Source organism: Taklimakanibacter albus (assembly GCF_016595235.1).
Lineage (GTDB): Bacteria > Pseudomonadota > Alphaproteobacteria > Rhizobiales > Aestuariivirgaceae > Taklimakanibacter > Taklimakanibacter albus.
Genome location: NZ_JAENHL010000006.1, coordinates 942,872 through 960,924, shown reverse-complemented (window position 1 = coordinate 960,924; position 18,053 = coordinate 942,872). Strand labels below are relative to the sequence as shown.

The window sequence follows — 18,053 nt, the reverse complement described above, 5'->3', positions numbered from 1 at the left end:
AATTGATTTTTCGTTTAGGGGAAGAGTACCCGGCGGCCAAAAGCCCAGGATTTCGCTTCCTCAGTAAATTATTAGGGTAAATGTGGCCGGGATCAAGCCCTACTCAACCCCGGCGGGAATTTCCTCGCCCTCGCCGCGCACCGCCAGACCGAGCAATTTGATCTTACGATGAAGTGCGGAACGTTCCATGCCGACAAATTGCGCGGTGCGCGAAATATTGCCGCCGAAACGGGAGAGCTGTGCCGCCACATAATCGCGCTCGAAGGCTTCCCGCGCCTCCCGCAACGGCAGCGCTAGCAGGTGCTCGCCACCGAAGCCTGAAGCCGAGGGCGACAGCGCCGCGCCGACTTCGGACGGCAACATGCTGGCGGTGATCTCGCTGCCCGGCTCGCCGCCCGCCAGGATCATGATCCGCTCGACGTTGTTGCGTAACTGCCGCACATTGCCCGGCCAATCCTGGGTCTGCAGCATGGCGATGGCATCGGAGGCGAGCTTGCGGTGCGGCTGGCCGGACGCCACCGAATAGAGCCTGGAGAAATATTCGATGAGCTCGGGGATATCCTCGCGGCGCTCGGCGAGCGAGGGCACCCGGACGGGAACCACGCTCAGGCGATGATAGAGATCCTCACGGAAACGGCCTTCGGCGATCAGCATCGAAAGGTCGCGGCCGGTCGAGGAGACGATCCGCACATCGACCTTGACCTTCTTGCCGCCGCCCACCCGCTGGAAGGTCTGCTCGACCAGCACCCGGAGCACCTTGCCCTGGGTCTCCAACGGCATGTCGGCGATCTCGTCGATATAGAGCGTGCCGCTATGCGCTTCCTCGAGCGCGCCAACGCGCTGGGTGCCGCCGGCGCCGTCCTCCACGCCGAACAATTCCTCCTCCATGCGCTCCGGCGCCATGGTGGCGGCGCTCAGGATCACGAAGGGGCCGTGATTGCGCTGCGACTGGTCATGCAGCATGCGGGCGCTCAATTCCTTGCCCGAGCCCATCGGCCCGGTGATCATCACGCGGCTGTTGGAGGGCGCGATCTTCTTGACCGTCTGACGCAATTGCCGGATCGCCATGGACGATCCCAGCACGTCGACGTCGGAACCGGCGCGGCCCCGCAGCGCCTCGTTCTCGCGCCTCAGCCGCGTCGCCTCCAGCGCGCGGCCGACCACCAGCAGCAGCCGGTCGGCGTTGAACGGCTTCTCGATATAGTCATAGGCGCCGCGCTTGATCGCCGAGACCGCCGTCTCGATATTGCCGTGGCCCGAAATGATGACCACCGGGAGTTCCGGATGGCGCTCGCGGATGACGGTCAGCAGGTCGAGGCCGTCGAGCTTGGAATCCTGCAGCCAGATGTCGAGCACGATCAGTGACGGGCGGCGGTCGGCAAGTGCGGCCAACGCCGCGTCGCTGTTGCGCGCCAGTCGCGTCTCGAAACCTTCATCCTGGAGAATGCCCGAAATGAGTTCCCGGATGTCCGCTTCGTCGTCGACGATAAGAATATCGGCTGCCATTCTAATTCACCTCACTCAGCCGGCACGGCAAGCTCTTCGGCGAGCACCGGCATGAAACACAACATGACGCGGGCACCGCGCCCGCCATCGAAGTCCTCGGGCGCATCATCGAGCAGCACCCTGCCCTGATGCTCCTCCATGATACGCTTGACGATGGCGAGGCCCAGTCCGGTGCCCTTGACCCGGGTGGTCATATAAGGCTCCGTCAAGCGATGCCGGTTTTCCTTCGGCAAGCCAATGCCATTGTCCGTCACCGCGATAAAAGGTGCGTGATGGGCATCGACGCCGGCCTCGACCACGATCCTGCCCTTGATCGTCGGATCGTCCTGCAGGCGCGTCTCGATGGCTTCGCGCGCGTTCTTGACCAGATTGGTGACCGCCTGGGTGACGAGACGGCGGTCGAAGGCGAAATTGATGCGTTCGTCGGGCGTGCGCACGTCGATCTCGAGCTCGCCGGCCGAGACACGTTGCAATATCGTCGCCTCGCGCACCACCGACACCAGATCCTGCATTTCGAGGCTGGCGCTCGGCATGCGGGCGAAAGCCGAGAATTCGTCCACCATGCGACCGATGTCGCCGACCTGGCGGATGATCGTGTCGGTGCATTGCTCGAAGACCTGCTTGTCGGTCTGGATCTCGCGGCCATATTTGCGCTTCAAGCGCTCGGCCGAAAGCTGGATCGGTGTCAGCGGATTCTTGATCTCATGCGCGATGCGCCGCGCGATGTCTGCCCAGGCCGAATTACGCTGCGCCGAGACGAGTTGGGAAATGTCGTCGAAAGTGACGACATAGCCGTGATCGTCGCTGTCGGAGGTCTCGGTGGTGACGCGCACCACGAAATTGCGCTCCTGGGTGCCGACCCGCATATTGACCTGGCCCTCGGCCCAGCCCGAAACACGCGCCGCCGCCTGCTCGAAGACCGCCGAGAAGGACGGCAGGATATCGGCCAGCGGACGGCTCAGGAGATCCTGCGCCGACATGCCGAGCAGCGTGAAGGCCGATGGATTGACCAGTGAGATGGTGCCGTCCGGCTCGACGCCGATGACGCCCGCGGTGACGCCCGACAGCATCGCTTCGGTGAAGCGGCGGCGCTCGTCGAGCTGGTGATTGGCGGTCATCAGCTCGTTGCGCTGTTCTTTCAGCTGATAGGTCATCCGGTTGAACGCGCGGGCTAGCGTCTGCAAGTCGCCCGGCCCCTGCATTTCGGTCACCTTGGCATCGAGATCGCCCGCCGACACGCGCCTGGCGGCGTTCAACAGACTCACCACCGGCGCCACGATGCGGTCGGCGAACCACAGGCCCAGCCAGATGGCGGCGAGCAGAAAGATCAGCGAGACGCCGGCATACATCAAAGCGAAAGTTATCTGCACGCCGGAGCGCTGCTCGAGCAACTGGTCGTATTCGGCCTTGGCGGCGCGCGTCTCGTCGAGCTGGTCGATCACCGACGGATTGATGGCGCGGTAGACATAGAGGTATTCGGACGGGTAGTTAGTCAGCTTGATCAGTGCACGGATGATATTGCCACCCTCGCCCGGCGGCATGACGACGAGCTCGCCCTTGTCGGCGCGCTCGATCGCCTCCTGGGGCGGCGCCCGGAAGGCGATCTTGTTGTTGAGCGTGATGTTGGCGTCGATGCGCTTGAGACTGGTGTCGAAGACAAAGGCGCCGACCAGGCCACGCAAGGCGGCGTGGCGGGCGACGCGGCGGACGAAATCGGGACGATCGGTGTCGAAGAGAAGCTTCTGGTTATTGAGGTCGGCGGCGATAGAGGCGATATCCCCGCGCGCCGTCTCGCCATGGTCGCGCATATAGGCCTCGGCGACGGTCACGGCGGAATCGACGATCGAGCGGGTACGCTCGGAAAACCAGGCATCGAGGCCACGATTGAGGGTCACCGCGGCGAAGGCGGCGACGATCAGGGCCGGCAGTGCGGCGATGATGCTGAACAGCGAGACCAGGCGGATATGGAGACCGGCGCCGGCGGTTGCCCGCCTCTTGGCGACGATCAGCGACCAGATCTGCCAGAGGATCATGCCGATCATGATCAGCACCAGCGCGGCGTTGCCGGCGAGCAGCCAGGTGATGGTATCGGGCGTTGGCTTGATCGGCGACAGGCCGGTCAGGATCGTATAGGTGGCGAGCCCGGAGAGGATCGACAGGCATACCACCAGCACCCCCGCCATGGTCGGCAAGCGAGACAGGGTCGACTGATGTTGTTCGTTCGGAACGTCCGTCTGTGCCATGATCCCCGGGCGCATATTGGCAGTGTGGCAAGGAATCAACAACTATCGTGGCCAATTTGCGACACTATAAAATATATATTGTTTTTCAATATCTTAAGAGGACGTTCCCGGCCTTTTCGTCGCCCAAAGCTGACATTCTTGAACGTGCCCCAGGGGCAGATGCGGGCTGATTGCCTATGCTCTCCTTCTCCCATTGCTTCGCAACGGGCGAAGGGAAACGCGGTAGAAGCGCCGGCCATTCAGGCCCTTCATCTAGTTCGGAGTCGCCGCCAAGCTACAGCCCCCGGACGACCTGGATGCCATAGGCGCGGATCTTCGTCCTGAGCGTATTGCGGTTGACGCCCAGGAGCTCGGCCGCCTTGATCTGGTTGCCCTTGGTGGCGGCGAGCGCGGCCCGGATCACCGGTGGTTCGACATTGGCGAGCACGCGGTGGTAGAGGCCGGGCGGCGGCAGGCCGTCGCCGAAGCTGGCAAATTGGCGGGCCAGGTGGTTTTCGAGATAGCCGCTGAGGCCCCCGGTGTCGTCGCCCGGTTCCGAGCTGGCGGAGGACGAAGCGGCCGAGACGAGCTCGCGGTCGATGGTCTCGGGCGAGACGGTCTCTTCCGGATGAAGGGCGGCGATACGGCGGATCAGGTTCTCCAGCTCGCGCACATTGCCCGGCCAGCGATGCGCCTGCAGACGCTCGACCGAGGGCGCCGGAATGATCTTGCGCGGCAGGCCTTCGCGCTCGGCCTGGGCCAGGAAGTGACGCACCAGATCGGGAATGTCGTCGCTGCGCTCGCGCAAGGGCGGCAGGCGGATCGGCACCACATTGAGCCGGAAGAACAGATCCTCGCGGAACTGGCCCTGGTCGATCATGCGGCGCAGGTTGCGATGGGTGGCGGCGATGATGCGGACATTGGTCTTGATCGGCTGGGTGCCGCCGACGGTCGTATATTCGCCCTGCTGCAGGACGCGCAGGAGCCGCGTCTGCGCCTCGAAGGGCATGTCGCCGATCTCGTCGAGGAACAACGTGCCGCTCTCGGCCTGCTCGAAGCGCCCCGCCATGCGGCTGGTGGCGCCGGTGAAGGCGCCCTTCTCATGGCCGAACAGCTCCGACTCGATCAATTCGCGCGGGATCGCCGCCATGTTGATGGCGACGAAAGGCCCGCGCCGGCGTTTGCCGTAATCATGCACGGCGCGCGCCACCAGCTCCTTGCCGGTGCCGGACTCGCCTTCGATCATCACGGTGAGATCGGTCTGGGTGAGCCTGGCGATGACGCGATAGATCTCCTGCATGATCGGCGAGCGGCCGATGATCGGCAGGTTCTCGGCCGGCGCATTGGGCGGGGTGACGGGACGCACCTCATGCTGGGCGGCGCGCCCCACCATCGAGACGAGCGCCGTGAGGTCGAAAGGCTTCGGCAGATAGTCATAAGCGCCACGCTCGGCGGCGGCGATCGCCGTCATGATGGTGTTCTTGGCGCTCATCACGATCACGGGGAGCGACGGCCGCATCTTCTTGATGCGCGGCAGCACGTCGAAGGCGTTCTCGTCGGGCAGCACCACATCGGTGACGATGACGTCGCCCGCCCCTTCCGTCACCCAGCGCCACAGCCCTGCGGCGGTGCCGGTCGAGCGCACGGCGTAGCCGGCACGCGACAAAGCTTGCGACACCACGGTGCGGATGGCGCTGTCGTCATCGGCGATCAATACGGTCTTGGCCTTCATGCCTTAGTTTCTTCCAATTGAGCTTGCGGGGACTGCCGGAGCATCGGCAGAAGAACGCGGAATGTGGTGCCGCCGTCATGTGGCTCGCATTCGATGATGCCGCCATGGTCGCGCACGATCTTCGCCACCAGCGCCAGCCCGAGGCCGCGGCCATTGGGCTTGGTGGTGATGAAGGGATCGAAGAGATGCGGCCTGATATCGGCCGGGACGCCGGGACCCGTATCCTTTACGCAGACTTCGAGCGGCAAGGTCACCCGCTCGCCCGAGGCCGCGATCGACAAGCGCACGCCCGGCCGGAAGGCCGTCGTCAGCTGGATTTCGCCGCCGCTGCCGCTCGACTCGATCGCCTCGACCGCGTTCTTCACCAGATTGATGAAGACCTGAATGAGCTGGTTGCGGCTGCCCATCACCGGCGGCAGAGACGGGTCATATTCCTCGCGGATCGGTATAGACTGCGTCATGCCGGCCATGGCGAGCGTTTTCACGCGCTCCAGCACGGCGTGAATATTGACGGGCTCACGCTCGGGCGGACGTTCGTCCGAAAACACTTCCATACGGTCGACGAGATCGCGGATGCGGTCGGTCTCCTCGCAGATGAGGCGCGCCAGCGCCCGGTCGTCGCTCGATAGGGTCGGCTCGAGCAGTTGTGCCGCGCCGCGAATGCCCGACAGCGGATTTTTGATCTCATGGGCGAGCATTGCGGCCATGCCCGACACCGAGCGGGCGGCGTTGCGATGGGTGAGCTGGCGGTCGATCTTATGCGCCATCGAACGTTCGAGCAGCATCACCAGGACGAAACGCGGCTGCTCATGCATGAGCGCCGCCTGCAGGTCGACATTGCGCTCGCCGCCATAACGCGGCGTGCCGGCGCTGATCGCATATTCGTTGACGACACCGCCCGATTGGCGCGCATCGGCGATGGCGTTGAGCGCCGGGCTCGCCAGCGGCATCAGATCGGTGAATCTCGTCTTGAGCAGGGTCGCCTTGCCGGCCTGGAAGAAATCCTCGGCGGCGGAATTGGCGAGGTGGATATGATCGGCATCGTCGAGGAGCAGCAAGGGATTGGGCAAGGCGTCGATCACCAGCCCCAGATCGGGCGCGACATGAGTTTCGCCGGGCTTGCTGTAATTCACGCCGCCCTCCTCTCGGTCTCGGCAAGGCACGCATAGAGCTCACGCAGGGCCGTTGCGACTTTTCCATTGTCGGTCTCGGCCGTGAGGCGGCGGCGCCAGGCCGCGGCCTCCTCGGCCGTCAGCAGGCCCTGCTCGCTCTTGCGCTCGATGATCCAGCCCAGATGCTTGCGCGCGATGCGGTTGCCATGCTCATGGCCGTAAAGCGACAGGATCGCCTGATGATGGCGCGCCATGAGCTCGGCCTCGCTTGCGAGATCGGGTTCGGGAATGCCGGTCGCGGGATCGAGCTGATGCGCCAGCACGCCCGGCCACCAGGGCCTGCCATAGCTGCCGCGCCCGACCATCACACCGTCGGCGCCGGATTTTTCGAGGATAGTGCGGACATCGGCGATCGTCGCCACGTCGCCATTGGCGACGAGCGGAATGGATTTGAGGCTCTTCTTCACCTCCGAGATCGCCGTCCAGTTCGCCTTGCCCTTGTAGAACTGGCAGCGGGTGCGCCCATGCACGGTGATCATCTTGACGCCGGCGGCCTCGGCGCGCCGCGCCAGCTCCGGCGCGTTCATCATGTGCTCGTCCCAGCCGAGCCGCATCTTGAGCGTCACCGGCACGCGCGAGGCCTGAACCGTGGCCTCGATCAAGGTCAGCGCATGGTCGAGATCGCGCATCAGCGCCGAGCCCGAATAACCGCCCGTCACCTGGCGCGCCGGGCAGCCCATATTGATATCGATGATGTCGGCGCCGAGATCCTGGGCGATGCGGGCGCCCTCGGACATCCAATGCGGCTCACGCCCGGCGAGTTGGACGGCAAACAGCGATCCGCTCGACGGGCGGTCGGTGCGCCTCACCATATCGGGGCGCGCTTCTGCAAGTTCGCGGCTCGCCACCATCTCGGTCACCACGAGGCCCGCTTGCCCGAGATCGGCGATCTCGCGGAACGGCCGGTCGCTGACTCCCGACATGGGCGCCAGGAGGACACGGTTGCGCAATTTAATGTCGCCAACAGAGATGCTCATATTTTAGGCACGATCTTTCGATGTATGATTTTTATGCAGTTTAGAGGACCTAGCTTCCCCGTCAAGACAGCTTGCCCAGACCAATTGCCGCTAGCGCGCATCCCGGCGAAGGGGAATCCACTTCGCCGATGAGGATTCGCGCCAAATCAATGTCTTGAGCAAATTCGCTTCGCCAAAGTCTTCAACTTTGGCGGAATTTGCTCTAGAGGGCGTCTTCATGAAGATTGGTGCAGTGGTCGTAGCGGCCGGATCGGGCAGCCGGGCCGGCGGCGAGAAACCAAAACAATATCAAAAAATTGGCGGCAGGCCGGTGCTCTGGTGGACACTCAAGGCCTTGCTCGATCACCCGCGCATCGCCACCATCCAGACGGTGATCGGGCCGGGCCAGTCGGATCTGTTCCGAGAGGCGGCCGGCGATCTGGCCGTCGAATCCCCGGTCGTCGGCGGCGCCACCCGCCAGGATTCGTGCCGCCTGGGTCTCGAGGCCTTGGCCGGCCACGGCCTCACCCATGTGCTCATCCATGACGCCGCGCGGCCCTTCCTGTCGCCCGACCTGATCGACCGGGTGATCACCGGCCTCCTGGTGCATGACAGCGCCATTCCCGGCATCGCCGTCGCCGACACACTGAAGAAGGCCTCCAACGGCACGATCGAGCGCACCATCGACCGCAGCGGCCTGTGGGCGGTGCAGACCCCGCAAGGCTTCGCCTATGCCGCCATCTGCGCGGCACATGAGAAGGCCTTCAAGGACGGCCAGACACAGCTTACCGATGACGCCGCCGTCGCCGAATTCGCCGGGCTGACCGTCGCGGTGGTACCGGGCGAGCCTGAGAATCGCAAGATGACGACGCAAGGCGATCTCGCCGATGCCGACCGCGCCTTGAACCGCAGCCTCACCGATATCCGCACCGGCATGGGTGTCGACATCCATCCTTTCGCGCCGGGCGATCATGTCATGCTGTGCGGCGTGCGCATCGCGCACACGCACAAGCTCGCTGGCCATTCCGACGCCGATGCGGCGCTGCATGCGCTGACCGACGCCATTCTCGGCGCCATCGGTGAAGGCGACATCGGCACGTTTTTTCCGCCGAGCGATCCGCAATGGAAGGACGCCCCCTCCTCGATCTTCCTCGCCAAGGCGGTCGATCTGGTGCGCCAGCGCGGCGGCAGGGTCGGCAATGCCGATATCGCCATCCTGGCCGAGGTGCCGCGCATCTCGCCACATCTCGCCGCCATGAAGGCTTCGCTTTCGGTCCTGCTCGGCATCGGCGAGGACCGCATCGCCATCAAGGCGACCACGACCGAACAATTGGGTTTCGTCGGCCGGCGCGAAGGCATCACCGCCTTCGCCAATGTGATCGTGAGGCTGCCCGGATGAGCCTCTTCGCGCCCGCTCTCCTCTCGCGCACCGAAAAACTGCTCGCCGCTTTGCGCAGCCGGAAACTGAAGCTCGTCACCGCGGAAAGCTGCACCGGCGGCCTGATCGCCGGCCTCCTCACCGAGATCGCCGGCTCCTCCGACGTCGTCGAGCGCGGCTTTGTCGTTTACTCGAACGAAGCCAAGATGAGCCTGCTCGGCGTACCCGCCAATGTCATCGAGCTCCACGGTGCCGTCAGCGAGGCCTCAGCCCGCGCCATGGCGGAAGGCGCGATTCGGAACTCGCTCGCCGATATCGCGGTCTCGGTCACCGGTATCGCCGGCCCCGGCGGCGGCTCGGCCGAAAAGCCGGTCGGTCTCGTACATTTCGGCTGCGCCTTCCGCCATGGCGAGACCGCGCATCGCCGTTTCGTCTTCGCGAAAGCGGACCGCAGCGAGGTGCGCCTGCGCTCGGTCGTAGCCGCTCTCGATCTGATTGAAGCCCAGTTCGACAGCGCCGCCACACGATTGGCGTGACATGCGTTACCGAAGAAGTAAAAGTCATGACCCTCAAAACGAGTTCACGACACCGACTTCGCTTGCCTTTGGCAATGTTATTGATCAGCCTGCTGACGGCCTGCGGTTTCCCCGCCTCTGAGCCGACCACATATAGCCTGACGCGCGAATTGACGGATGACGCCGCCGGATATCGATTGCGTCTCTGGAATTATTCCGAAAGCATGCTGGATCCTCCGGGTTACTTTCTCGAGGTCGTTGAGAGCGGTCGGCCAACTCAGCCAAACGCCGGTCGGACTATTGTGTGGCTTGACGGTACAGATGAGCTGCCCACCCTCACCTGGGAGAAGGGCTGCTATAAGCTCGCCGTCACATGGGTAGGACATGCGACGCGCTTCGAGCAGAGGAATTGGCTCTTGTTCCTATTCTACGGGAGTGGTGTGGAATTGAAGAACGGCGACAGCTGGACCGAGATGATTGCACAAAAGCCGGTCTGCTTCAGGTTCGACAAGTTGACGAAGGACGCTACCGTCCTGTGAGCGCTCGCCACTAGCCTAATGCGGGCGCCTGGCCTCTCAGGCAGCGCCCCACGGATCAATTACCGTAGCGCCGGTATCGGAAAATTCCGTGACGTTTCGTGTGACGACGATCAGATCGTGGACGATCGCTGTCGCCGCGATCAGGCCATCAACATCGCCGCGCGGTCGTATCGCTGCGATCCGCCCCCATTCGACAGCGATCTCGCCGGTAATTGGCAGGATCCGATCGCCATGGTCATGGCGTATCTTCTGCAGCCATTCGGCGAGGTGACCCGCCGCGCGGGGGTCCGCCTTTTGCTTTAACGCGATGCCGCGCATGATCTCGCCGAGCGTGAGGACGCTGAGATGCACCTTGAGCGGATCAACAGACCGCAACCATGACACGACCTGCGACGTGCCGCGGCGGGCTTCCGAAACGACATTGGTGTCGAGCAGGTACATCAGAACGAAACGTCCCGGCTGGGGAGCTTCGCGCGGTCTGTGACGGCTTCGACGAGTTCATCATCCCAATTAGGGCCGGCAAGCAGATCGTCGACCAAGGTCGGCCGATTGGACCGCATCTCTTCATAGTCGCGCGCAGAAATCACGACGACAGCCGGCTCGCCGCGCAACGTCACGACTTGCGGTCCCTCCTGCTGCGCTTTCTGCACCACCTTCGAGAACTGGTTTTTGGCGTCCTGCAACTGCCAAGCCATCAGCCAATTCCTTTTATAGCTAGACTGTCTAGCTATTTAGTCGATGTAATCGAAAATGTCAATTGGATCGACAGCCCGAATAAAGGAATTGATACGTTGCACAGTTCGGAAACATCATGCTTCCGCGACGGTATGCGGAGCAAAATCATGGCTTACGCGATCAAGGTCGAAATCCACGATCCGCAGGAGAAGACCTTCGTCTTCCCCCGGCAAAAGACGATGTATGGCGGCAAAGAGATCGCCGAGGGCGACACGGTATTTCTGTTCGCGAGCGAGAATGAAGGCGGTCAGGGCCTGATTGCGCGGGGCGTCGTCACCTCTGCCAAAGCCGTATCCCGCAAGCCCGGAATGGAACGGCAGACGCCGCGGGTGAGTATCGCGGTCAGACGTACCGCGCTCGCCAGACGGCCTTTGGGCCGGCGTGAGCTCAAAACTTTCAGTGATTGGAAGGACGGGCGGCCCGAGACCGAGCTCAACTTCAAATTCTATCGCCAGGCCACCAACAAGATCGTCGGGCTTTCGGACGAAACCACGGCGTTTCTGAAAGGCTACTTCTAGTTGAGGAATTCCGCTGTTATGGCCGTTTTTCGGAAATTCCCTGCTGATCCCTGCAGATCCGCTGTTATTCCCCTGTAAATTCCGCTGCAGAAATTCCGCTGCTCCCCTGTTCTGGGATCAGGCCGCCCCATGCAGCTCACGGGCGCGCGCCTCGAAGGCGTTGTTGATCTTGCGCACCATGTAATCGAACATGCCCGACATGAAGAACTGCAGCGAGCGGCTCTTGGCCTTGTAGTCGACCTGGAACTCCACCGTCGATCCGCCCGCCTTGCGGTCGCTGAAGCGCCATTCGGCGACGACATGCTCGAAGAGCCCGCCCTCGGAGCGCGACGAGACCTTGAGGGCGCCGCGGTCGGCGACGACGTCGCTGATGAAGGTCTCGTCGATATGGAGCTTCTTGTAGCGCACCCGCAATTCGCCCTTGAAGCGCTCGATGCCGTCCGCGACCTTGGTCCGGTCGTAGGTGCGCGAGCTCTCCACCAGCGGCAGGAAGTCCTTGTAGCTGTCGACATCGGCGGCGACGGCGAACAGTTCCGCGGCCTTGTAAGGCATCTCGCGGGTGACGTTGAACTTGGGCATTTCTAAGCCGGCTTGTGCTTCGCCGCCCGTGCCGCCCGGAGCCTTGCGAAATCATCGCCGGCGTGATGCGAGGAACGCGTCAGCGGAGACGATGACACCATCAGGAAGCCCTTCGAATAGGCGATGGTCTCATAGGACTTGAATTCGTCCGGCGTGACGAAGCGGTCGATCGCGGCATGCTTGCGCGACGGCTGCAGATACTGGCCGATGGTGATGAAATCGATATCGGCCGAGCGCATGTCGTCCATGACCTGTAGCACCTGCTCGCGCGTTTCGCCCAAGCCCACCATGATGCCCGACTTAGTGAACATCTGCGGGTCGAGCTCCTTCACGCGCTGCAGCAGCCGCAGCGAGTGGAAATAGCGAGCACCCGGACGGATGCGCAGATAGAGCGCCGGCACCGTCTCGAGATTGTGGTTGAACACGTCGGGGCGTGCCTCGACGACCTTTTCGAGAGCGCCGTTCTTGCGCAGGAAGTCGGGGGTGAGAACTTCGATCGTCGTGTTGGGCGACAGCCCTCTCACCGAACGGATCACTTGTGCGAAATGCTCGGCGCCGCCATCGACGAGGTCGTCGCGGTCGACCGAGGTGATGACCGCATGCGACAGCTCCATGCGGGCGATGGCGTCGGCCACCTTGGCCGGCTCTTCGCCGTCAAGCGCGTCCGGCAGGCCGGTCTTCACGTTGCAGAAGGCGCAGGCCCTCGTGCAGGTGTCGCCCATGATCATGAAGGTGGCGTGCTTCTTCGACCAGCACTCACCGATATTGGGGCAGCCCGCCTCCTCACACACGGTGACGAGGCGGTTTTCCCTGACGATCGCCTTGGTCTCGTTATAGACCGGCGAGCCCGGGGCCCTCACCCTGATCCAGTCCGGCTTGCGCAGGATGGGGGTATCGGGCCGATGCGCCTTCTCAGGGTGGCGCGGCCGGGCTTTCAGCGTATCGAGAACAGTAACCAATTTGCGTCAGGCGCTCCGTCCACGGAACATCTTCACCACCACGAGCAGGATCACGGCGCCGACGACGGCGACCAGGAGATTGCCCCAGAACCAGCCGCTGAAGATCTCGCCAAGCCTGAGGCCCAGCGCGTTGGCGAGAAAGCCGCCGATATAGGCGCCGATGATGCCGACCACGATGTTCATGATCAGGCCCATGTCGCTCTTGGTGAGCTTCTCGGCGATCCAGCCGGCAATGCCGCCGATCAGCAAGGTGCCGATCCAGCCCACGCCGCCACCCAGATCCAAGAGAGTATTCGGTTCCATAGTCGATTGCCTCCTGTTGTGAATCCTCAGCCGGCGATGAAGCGTGCCAGCAAAACGACAATAATGGCGCCGATCGTGGCCGTCACGATATCGCGCGCGATCTCATTGCCGATGCCCAGATTGATGCCGGCCTTGCTCAAGATGAAGCTGCCGACGAAGGACCCGATGACACCGCTGATGAGGTAGCGGATGAGCCCCGACCCGCCGACAATGAAACTGGCCAGCCACCCGGCGACCAGACCGATCACCAAGGCAATGACGATGTTTCGTGTGTCCATGATTAAATCCCCAATACAACCTGGGCTTTCCCATCATATGGCCCAGGGCCAGTCTAGCATCAAGACCATTTGCGGCAAGCCGCGCCCTAGTCTATGGACCCCATCAACATGACAATTGCCGCACGACATATCCCCAAAGTGGGCCTGGTCAGCCTAGGCTGCCCCAAGGCCCTGGTCGATTCCGAGCGTATCCTGACCCAGCTTAGGGCCGAGGGCTACGTCATATCGCCCGGCTACGACGCCGCCGACGTTGTGATCGTTAATACCTGTGGATTCCTCGATTCCGCCAAGGCCGAATCGCTGGCCGCCATCGGCGAGGCGGTGAGCGAGAACGGCCGCGTCATCGTCACCGGCTGCATGGGGGTCGAGGCCGACAGGATCCGCGCCGCCCATCCGGCCGTGCTGGCGGTCACCGGGCCGCACCAGTACGAGGCTGTCGTGTCCGCCGTGCATGACGCCGTGCCCCCGGCGCATGACGCCAAATTCGACCTCATCCCGCCCCAGGGCCTGAGGCTCACGCCACGTCACTATGCCTATGTGAAGATTTCGGAGGGCTGCAACAACCGGTGCTCCTTCTGCATCATCCCGTCGCTGCGCGGCGACCTGGCCAGCCGCCCGGCCGCCTCAGTCCTCTATGAGACCGAGCGCCTGGTCAAAGCCGGGGTCAAGGAGCTGCTGGTCATCTCGCAGGACACCAGCGCTTATGGGCTCGACCTCAAATACGCCGAGAGCAAATATCGCGGCCGCGAGGTGCGGGCGAAGTTCGCCGACCTCGTCAAGGAGCTCGGCCAGTTCGACGCCTGGGTCAGGCTCCATTACGTCTATCCCTATCCGCATGTCGACGAGATCATCCCGTTGATGGCGGAGGGCAAGATCCTTCCCTATCTCGACATCCCCTTCCAGCATGCCGCCCCCAAGGTGCTGAAGGCGATGCGCCGCCCGGCGAACCAGGAGAAGGTGCTCGACCGCCTCGAGTCCTGGCGCAAGATCGCGCCGGATATCGCCATCCGCTCGAGCTTCATCGTCGGCTTCCCCGGCGAGACGGAAGAGGACTTCACCTACCTGCTCGACTGGATGAAAGAAGCCCGCCTCGAGCGCGTCGGCTGCTTCAAATACGAATCAGTTGCCGGCGCCAAGGCCAATGACCTCGCCGCGCCCGTCCCTGAGGAAGTGAAGGAAGAGCGCTGGCACCGCCTCATGCAGGCGCAGCAGGAGATCAGCGCCGACATCTTCGCCAAGAAAGTCGGCCGCGAGATCGACGTCCTCATCGACGAGATCGACGAGGAAAACGAGGAAGCGGTCGGGCGTTCGCCCTGGGATGCGCCGGAGATCGACGGCAATGTGTTCCTGCCCGGCGAGACGGGCCTCAAGCCCGGCGACATGGTCCGTACGCGGATCGTCGAGGCCGAGGAATATGACCTGATCGGCGAGAAGATCGACTGAGAATGCGCGGCGCGCTCCGCTTCGGCACCCGCCTTCTCGCCGCCCTGTTACTCCTCATCGTCCTTTATCTCATCGCCGCGCTCGGCTTCGCGCTCTTGCCAGTGTCCGGCCGGCCGCAGCAGGCAGGCGACGAACCCGTCGTTTATGTCTGCACGTCGCTCGCCCATGCCGACATCGTGCTGCCGAGCCGCGATCCGCTCATCGACTGGAGCGCCCTCTTCCCGGCCGTCGCCCGTCCCGACCTTCCGGCCGAGGCCTATCTCGCTTTCGGCTGGGGCGATCTGCGCTTCTTCCGCGAGACGCCGGACTGGGCCGATGTGCGGCCCGCCATCGCGTTCAGTGCGCTCGCCGGGCTCAACGACACGGCGCTCAGGGAGATCGCCGTCAATCCGCCGGCCGATGATCCCGAATGCGTGACGCTCAACGTCGACCGCGCCGGCCGGCAGGCCTTGATCGACCATATCCGCGCCACTGTGCGCGATACAACACCGGCAGCGCAGGACCGTCTCGAAGCCTATTACATTGCCAAAGGCCGCTACAGCCCGCTCCGGACCTGCAATCAATGGGTGGCGGACGGCCTCGCCGCGGCGGGCCAGCCTTATGCCCGCTTCGCGCCGTTCAGCTTCAGCATCACCTGGCCGCTAGGGACGCTTCGATCGCCTCCCGGAAAATCCTGACGCCTTCCGCGATCTCACCTTCGGAAATGGTGAGCGGCGGGGCGATGCGGAAGACGCTACCCATGGTCGGCATCTTGACGATGTTGGTGCTCAGGCCACGGCGCATCGCTTCCTCGCCGATCCGGCTGCCAAGCTCGAAGGCCGGTTTCTTGTCCTTCCGGTCGCTGACGATCTCCAATCCCATCAGCAGGCCGCGGCCACGCACATCGCCGATGCAGTCGTAACGCTGCTGAAGCGCCAGGAACTCCTGACGCAGGAGTTCGCCGGAGCGGTGCGCTTTATCGACCAGTTTCTCCTCCTCGACGACATCGAGCACCGCCACTCCGACCGCCGCCGTCAACGGATCGGACACATGCGTCGTGTAGAAGAGATAACCCAGCTCATGCGCCTTTTCCTCGATTGTCGCCGTGGTCATCATCGCCGCCAGCGGCAGGCCGGCGCCCAGCGTCTTGGACAGAGTGAGGATGTCGGGTGTCACGCCGTCGCGCTGGAAGGCGAACATGGTGCCGGTGCGGCCGACGCCGGTCTGCGCCTCATCGAGGATGAGCAGCATGCCGCGCTCCTCGCATTTGCGCTTGAGGGCGGCGAGATAGCCGGGCGGCAGATCGAGCACGCCGCCGACCGACAGGATCGGCTCGGCGATGAAGGCGGCGAGATTGCCGGTCGACTGGGCATCGATGAGCGTGAAGGCGTCATCCAGCTCCGTCTGCCAGTCGAGCGTGCCGTCGGCATGGGCGAAACGTGGGCGATAGGCATTGGGCGGCGGAATTGCCATGGATCCGACCGCGGCCGGCCCGTAGCCCTTGCGGCCGGCGCTGAAGGTCGCCGACACCGCGGCGCCGGTCATGCCATGCCAGCTCTTCGAGAAGGCGACGACCTCGTGCTTGCCGGTGACGAGCTTGGCGAGCCGGATCGCCGCCTCGTTCACTTCGGCGCCGGTCGACAGCAGGATGACCTTGTCGAGGCCGGGCGCCAGCTTCGCCAGCCTTTCCGCCAGAGCGACGACCGGGCGGGACAGCATGCCGCTGAACAGATGATCGAGCTCGGCGATCTGCGCCTGGACGGTGGCGACGATCTTCGGATGCGAGTGGCCGAGGATGGAGCTCATCTGGCCGGAGGTGAAGTCGAGGATGGCACGGCCGTCGGCGTCATAGACGTAGCTGCCCTTGGCGCGCTCGATGATCAGCGGCTCGAAGCTGCCGCCATAACGCAGAAGATGCTTGCGCGCCGAGGTCCAGAAAGCCGGATCATCGTTCTTCGACATCAAAGGCTCCTTGCCATGGGAATGAGAAGATAGCCGGCCGCTGCCGCCGCGAAGCCCAGCGCCGCGCCGAAGGCGGTGAGCGTTCCGATCCGCGCGCCGCCGACATAAGCGGCATAACCGGTCTTGGCGAGCGTGTTCACACCGACGGCGGTGAGGATCGCCAGCGCCGGGCCTGTCGTCGCATCGGACTGCGCAGTCTTGGCCATCGACAGCGTGATCGCATCGACGTCGGCTAGACCTGAAATCGCGGCGAGGCCGATGAGCCCCGCTTCGCCGAAGAAATGCCGCGCCGCCACGGCCAGCAGCATGATGACGGTCAGGATCAGGCCGAAGCGCAGCACTTCCATCAGGTCGAAGGGGTTCTTGAGCTTGAGGTCGGCCTTGCCATCCTTCTTGCCCTCCGGCGACGAGCGGATGAGCAGGAAGGCGAAGACCGCCATTGCCGCCGCTCCGGTGACCAGAGCCGGCGCCAGCGACCAGGCCAGGACCCGGTTGAGAACGGCGACGACGACGAGGACGCGCAGCAGCATGACCGCGCCGGAGAGGACGACGCTGCCGCCCAGGAGGCGAACGCGATGCGGATTGTCGCGCGCCAGCCGGGCGAGGGTCAGCGTCACGGCGGTCGAGGCGACGAGGCCGCCGGCGCCCGCCGCCATCACCGTGCCGCGCTCAGGCCCGGCAATGCGGATCGCCGCGTAGCCGGCGAAGGACACCGCGGCGATCAGAATGGTCATGAGCCAGAGCTCATACGGGTTGACCGCCCCATAGGGATCGATCGCCTCATGCGGCAGAAGCGGCAGCGCGATGAAGGTCATCGCCGCGAGCAGCAGGCCGGCGCGGAGTTCCGGCCAGGTGATGCGGGCGAGCCAGCCATGCAACTGGTCCTTGGTGGCGAGCAGCACGGCGGTCGCCACACCGGCGCCGGCCGCGACCTGGGCATCGCCCAGCACGGCATAGGCGCCCAGCATGAAGGCCAGCATCGCGGCGATGAGGCTGGTGGCGCTGAAATCCTTCTCGGCCACACCCTCGCGCCAGAAGAAGGCGGCGAGGGCCGAGCTCACGGTGACGAAGCCCGCCGCCAGAAGGAGAAAATCATCGCCGCGGGTCAAGGCGCCGAAGATGCCGCCCAGGAGAGCGATGAGCGCGAAGGTTCGGAGACCCGCGGTGCGCTGGCCCTCCTCCTCGTCACGGTCCTTCCAGCCGCGCTCAAGGCCGATCAGGAGACCGATGGCGAGGGCAAGGCTCAGCTTCAGCAGCAGGTCATCGCCGCTCATATC

19 protein-coding genes are annotated in these 18,053 nt (G+C 64.0%); 6 read left to right on the top strand and 13 right to left on the bottom strand.

The window, feature by feature from the left end; all coding sequences use genetic code 11:
* Positions 1–99 precede the first annotated feature (99 nt).
* The 5 genes from ntrX to dusB form a co-directional block, all read right to left on the bottom strand.
* Entirely contained in the window at positions 100–1,506 is a 1,407-nt protein-coding gene (gene ntrX / locus JHL16_RS09375; RefSeq protein ID WP_200184571.1) for a nitrogen assimilation response regulator NtrX, read from the bottom strand.
* 11 nt (positions 1,507–1,517) lie between these two features.
* Entirely contained in the window at positions 1,518–3,749 is a 2,232-nt protein-coding gene (locus JHL16_RS09370; RefSeq protein ID WP_200184570.1) for a sensor histidine kinase NtrY-like, read from the bottom strand.
* A 274-nt stretch (positions 3,750–4,023) separates the two neighbouring features.
* Positions 4,024–5,460 carry a nitrogen regulation protein NR(I) gene (gene ntrC / locus JHL16_RS09365; RefSeq protein WP_200184569.1) on the bottom strand — a complete coding sequence of 479 codons (1,437 nt, stop codon included), beginning with the start codon at positions 5,458–5,460 and terminating at the stop codon, positions 4,024–4,026.
* On the bottom strand, positions 5,457–6,593 hold the full coding sequence (locus tag JHL16_RS09360; RefSeq protein ID WP_348647188.1) for a two-component system sensor histidine kinase NtrB: 1,137 nt from the start codon (positions 6,591–6,593) through the stop codon (positions 5,457–5,459). Before JHL16_RS09360 ends, ntrC begins: the two co-directional genes overlap by 4 nt.
* Complete coding sequence (gene dusB, locus JHL16_RS09355) at positions 6,590–7,609, bottom strand: tRNA dihydrouridine synthase DusB (RefSeq protein WP_200184568.1); 1,020 nt, start codon at positions 7,607–7,609, stop codon at positions 6,590–6,592. The genes JHL16_RS09360 and dusB overlap by 4 nt, the downstream gene beginning before the upstream one ends.
* A gap of 217 nt (positions 7,610–7,826) precedes the next feature.
* Between dusB and JHL16_RS09350 the strand changes: the two genes are divergently transcribed.
* From JHL16_RS09350 to JHL16_RS09340, 3 genes are read left to right on the top strand one after another with little or no spacing between them, the layout of a single operon-like run.
* A complete protein-coding gene (locus tag JHL16_RS09350; protein ID WP_200184567.1) occupies positions 7,827–8,987 on the top strand; it encodes a bifunctional 2-C-methyl-D-erythritol 4-phosphate cytidylyltransferase/2-C-methyl-D-erythritol 2,4-cyclodiphosphate synthase in 1,161 nt (386 codons plus the stop codon).
* The gene (locus tag JHL16_RS09345; RefSeq protein WP_200184566.1) at positions 8,984–9,502 is read left to right on the top strand and encodes a CinA family protein; all 519 of its coding nucleotides are present in this window, start codon (positions 8,984–8,986) and stop codon (positions 9,500–9,502) included. The genes JHL16_RS09350 and JHL16_RS09345 overlap by 4 nt, the downstream gene beginning before the upstream one ends.
* Before the next feature lie 26 nt (positions 9,503–9,528).
* Positions 9,529–10,020, top strand: coding sequence for a hypothetical protein (locus tag JHL16_RS09340; RefSeq protein WP_200184565.1), 492 nt, complete (start codon positions 9,529–9,531; stop codon positions 10,018–10,020).
* A gap of 36 nt (positions 10,021–10,056) precedes the next feature.
* On the opposite strand, the gene JHL16_RS09335 is transcribed toward JHL16_RS09340, so the two are convergent.
* Together JHL16_RS09335 and JHL16_RS09330 are read right to left on the bottom strand one after the other, a co-directional pair.
* Positions 10,057–10,461 carry a type II toxin-antitoxin system VapC family toxin gene (locus tag JHL16_RS09335; protein ID WP_200184564.1) on the bottom strand — a complete coding sequence of 135 codons (405 nt, stop codon included), beginning with the start codon at positions 10,459–10,461 and terminating at the stop codon, positions 10,057–10,059.
* Positions 10,461–10,715, bottom strand: coding sequence for a type II toxin-antitoxin system Phd/YefM family antitoxin (locus tag JHL16_RS09330; RefSeq protein WP_200184563.1), 255 nt, complete (start codon positions 10,713–10,715; stop codon positions 10,461–10,463). The genes JHL16_RS09335 and JHL16_RS09330 overlap by 1 nt, the downstream gene beginning before the upstream one ends.
* Before the next feature lie 147 nt (positions 10,716–10,862).
* Here JHL16_RS09330 and JHL16_RS09325 point away from each other — a divergent pair, with 147 nt between their 5' ends.
* A complete protein-coding gene (locus JHL16_RS09325; RefSeq protein WP_200184562.1) occupies positions 10,863–11,273 on the top strand; it encodes a hypothetical protein in 411 nt (136 codons plus the stop codon).
* 117 nt (positions 11,274–11,390) lie between these two features.
* Here the strand turns inward: JHL16_RS09325 and JHL16_RS09320 are convergent, their stop codons facing one another.
* The 4 genes from JHL16_RS09320 to JHL16_RS09305 are packed head-to-tail and all read right to left on the bottom strand — an operon-like array spanning position 11,391 to position 13,392.
* The gene (locus JHL16_RS09320; RefSeq protein ID WP_200184561.1) at positions 11,391–11,852 is read right to left on the bottom strand and encodes a type II toxin-antitoxin system RatA family toxin; all 462 of its coding nucleotides are present in this window, start codon (positions 11,850–11,852) and stop codon (positions 11,391–11,393) included.
* A gap of 2 nt (positions 11,853–11,854) precedes the next feature.
* A complete protein-coding gene (lipA, locus tag JHL16_RS09315; RefSeq protein WP_200184560.1) occupies positions 11,855–12,811 on the bottom strand; it encodes a lipoyl synthase in 957 nt (318 codons plus the stop codon).
* Positions 12,812–12,817: 6 nt separating this feature from the next.
* On the bottom strand, positions 12,818–13,114 hold the full coding sequence (locus tag JHL16_RS09310; protein ID WP_200184559.1) for a GlsB/YeaQ/YmgE family stress response membrane protein: 297 nt from the start codon (positions 13,112–13,114) through the stop codon (positions 12,818–12,820).
* Positions 13,115–13,140: 26 nt separating this feature from the next.
* Positions 13,141–13,392, bottom strand: coding sequence for a GlsB/YeaQ/YmgE family stress response membrane protein (locus JHL16_RS09305; RefSeq protein ID WP_137854998.1), 252 nt, complete (start codon positions 13,390–13,392; stop codon positions 13,141–13,143).
* A 108-nt stretch (positions 13,393–13,500) separates the two neighbouring features.
* On the opposite strand from JHL16_RS09305, the gene rimO reads away from it, so the two are divergent.
* Together rimO and JHL16_RS09295 are read left to right on the top strand one after the other, a co-directional pair.
* Positions 13,501–14,835 (top strand): 30S ribosomal protein S12 methylthiotransferase RimO, encoded by a 1,335-nt coding sequence (rimO, locus tag JHL16_RS09300; RefSeq protein ID WP_246770846.1) that lies wholly within the window; start codon positions 13,501–13,503, stop codon positions 14,833–14,835.
* A 2-nt stretch (positions 14,836–14,837) separates the two neighbouring features.
* The gene (locus JHL16_RS09295; RefSeq protein WP_200184557.1) at positions 14,838–15,512 is read left to right on the top strand and encodes a DUF2459 domain-containing protein; all 675 of its coding nucleotides are present in this window, start codon (positions 14,838–14,840) and stop codon (positions 15,510–15,512) included.
* Here JHL16_RS09295 and JHL16_RS09290 read toward each other — a convergent pair.
* Both JHL16_RS09290 and JHL16_RS09285 read right to left on the bottom strand, forming a co-directional pair.
* Positions 15,466–16,776 carry an aspartate aminotransferase family protein gene (locus JHL16_RS09290; RefSeq protein WP_200184556.1) on the bottom strand — a complete coding sequence of 437 codons (1,311 nt, stop codon included), beginning with the start codon at positions 16,774–16,776 and terminating at the stop codon, positions 15,466–15,468. The genes JHL16_RS09295 and JHL16_RS09290 overlap by 47 nt on opposite strands.
* On the bottom strand, positions 16,776–18,050 hold the full coding sequence (locus JHL16_RS09285) for an MgtC/SapB family protein (protein WP_200184555.1): 1,275 nt from the start codon (positions 18,048–18,050) through the stop codon (positions 16,776–16,778). The genes JHL16_RS09290 and JHL16_RS09285 overlap by 1 nt, the downstream gene beginning before the upstream one ends.
* Positions 18,051–18,053 lie beyond the last annotated feature (3 nt).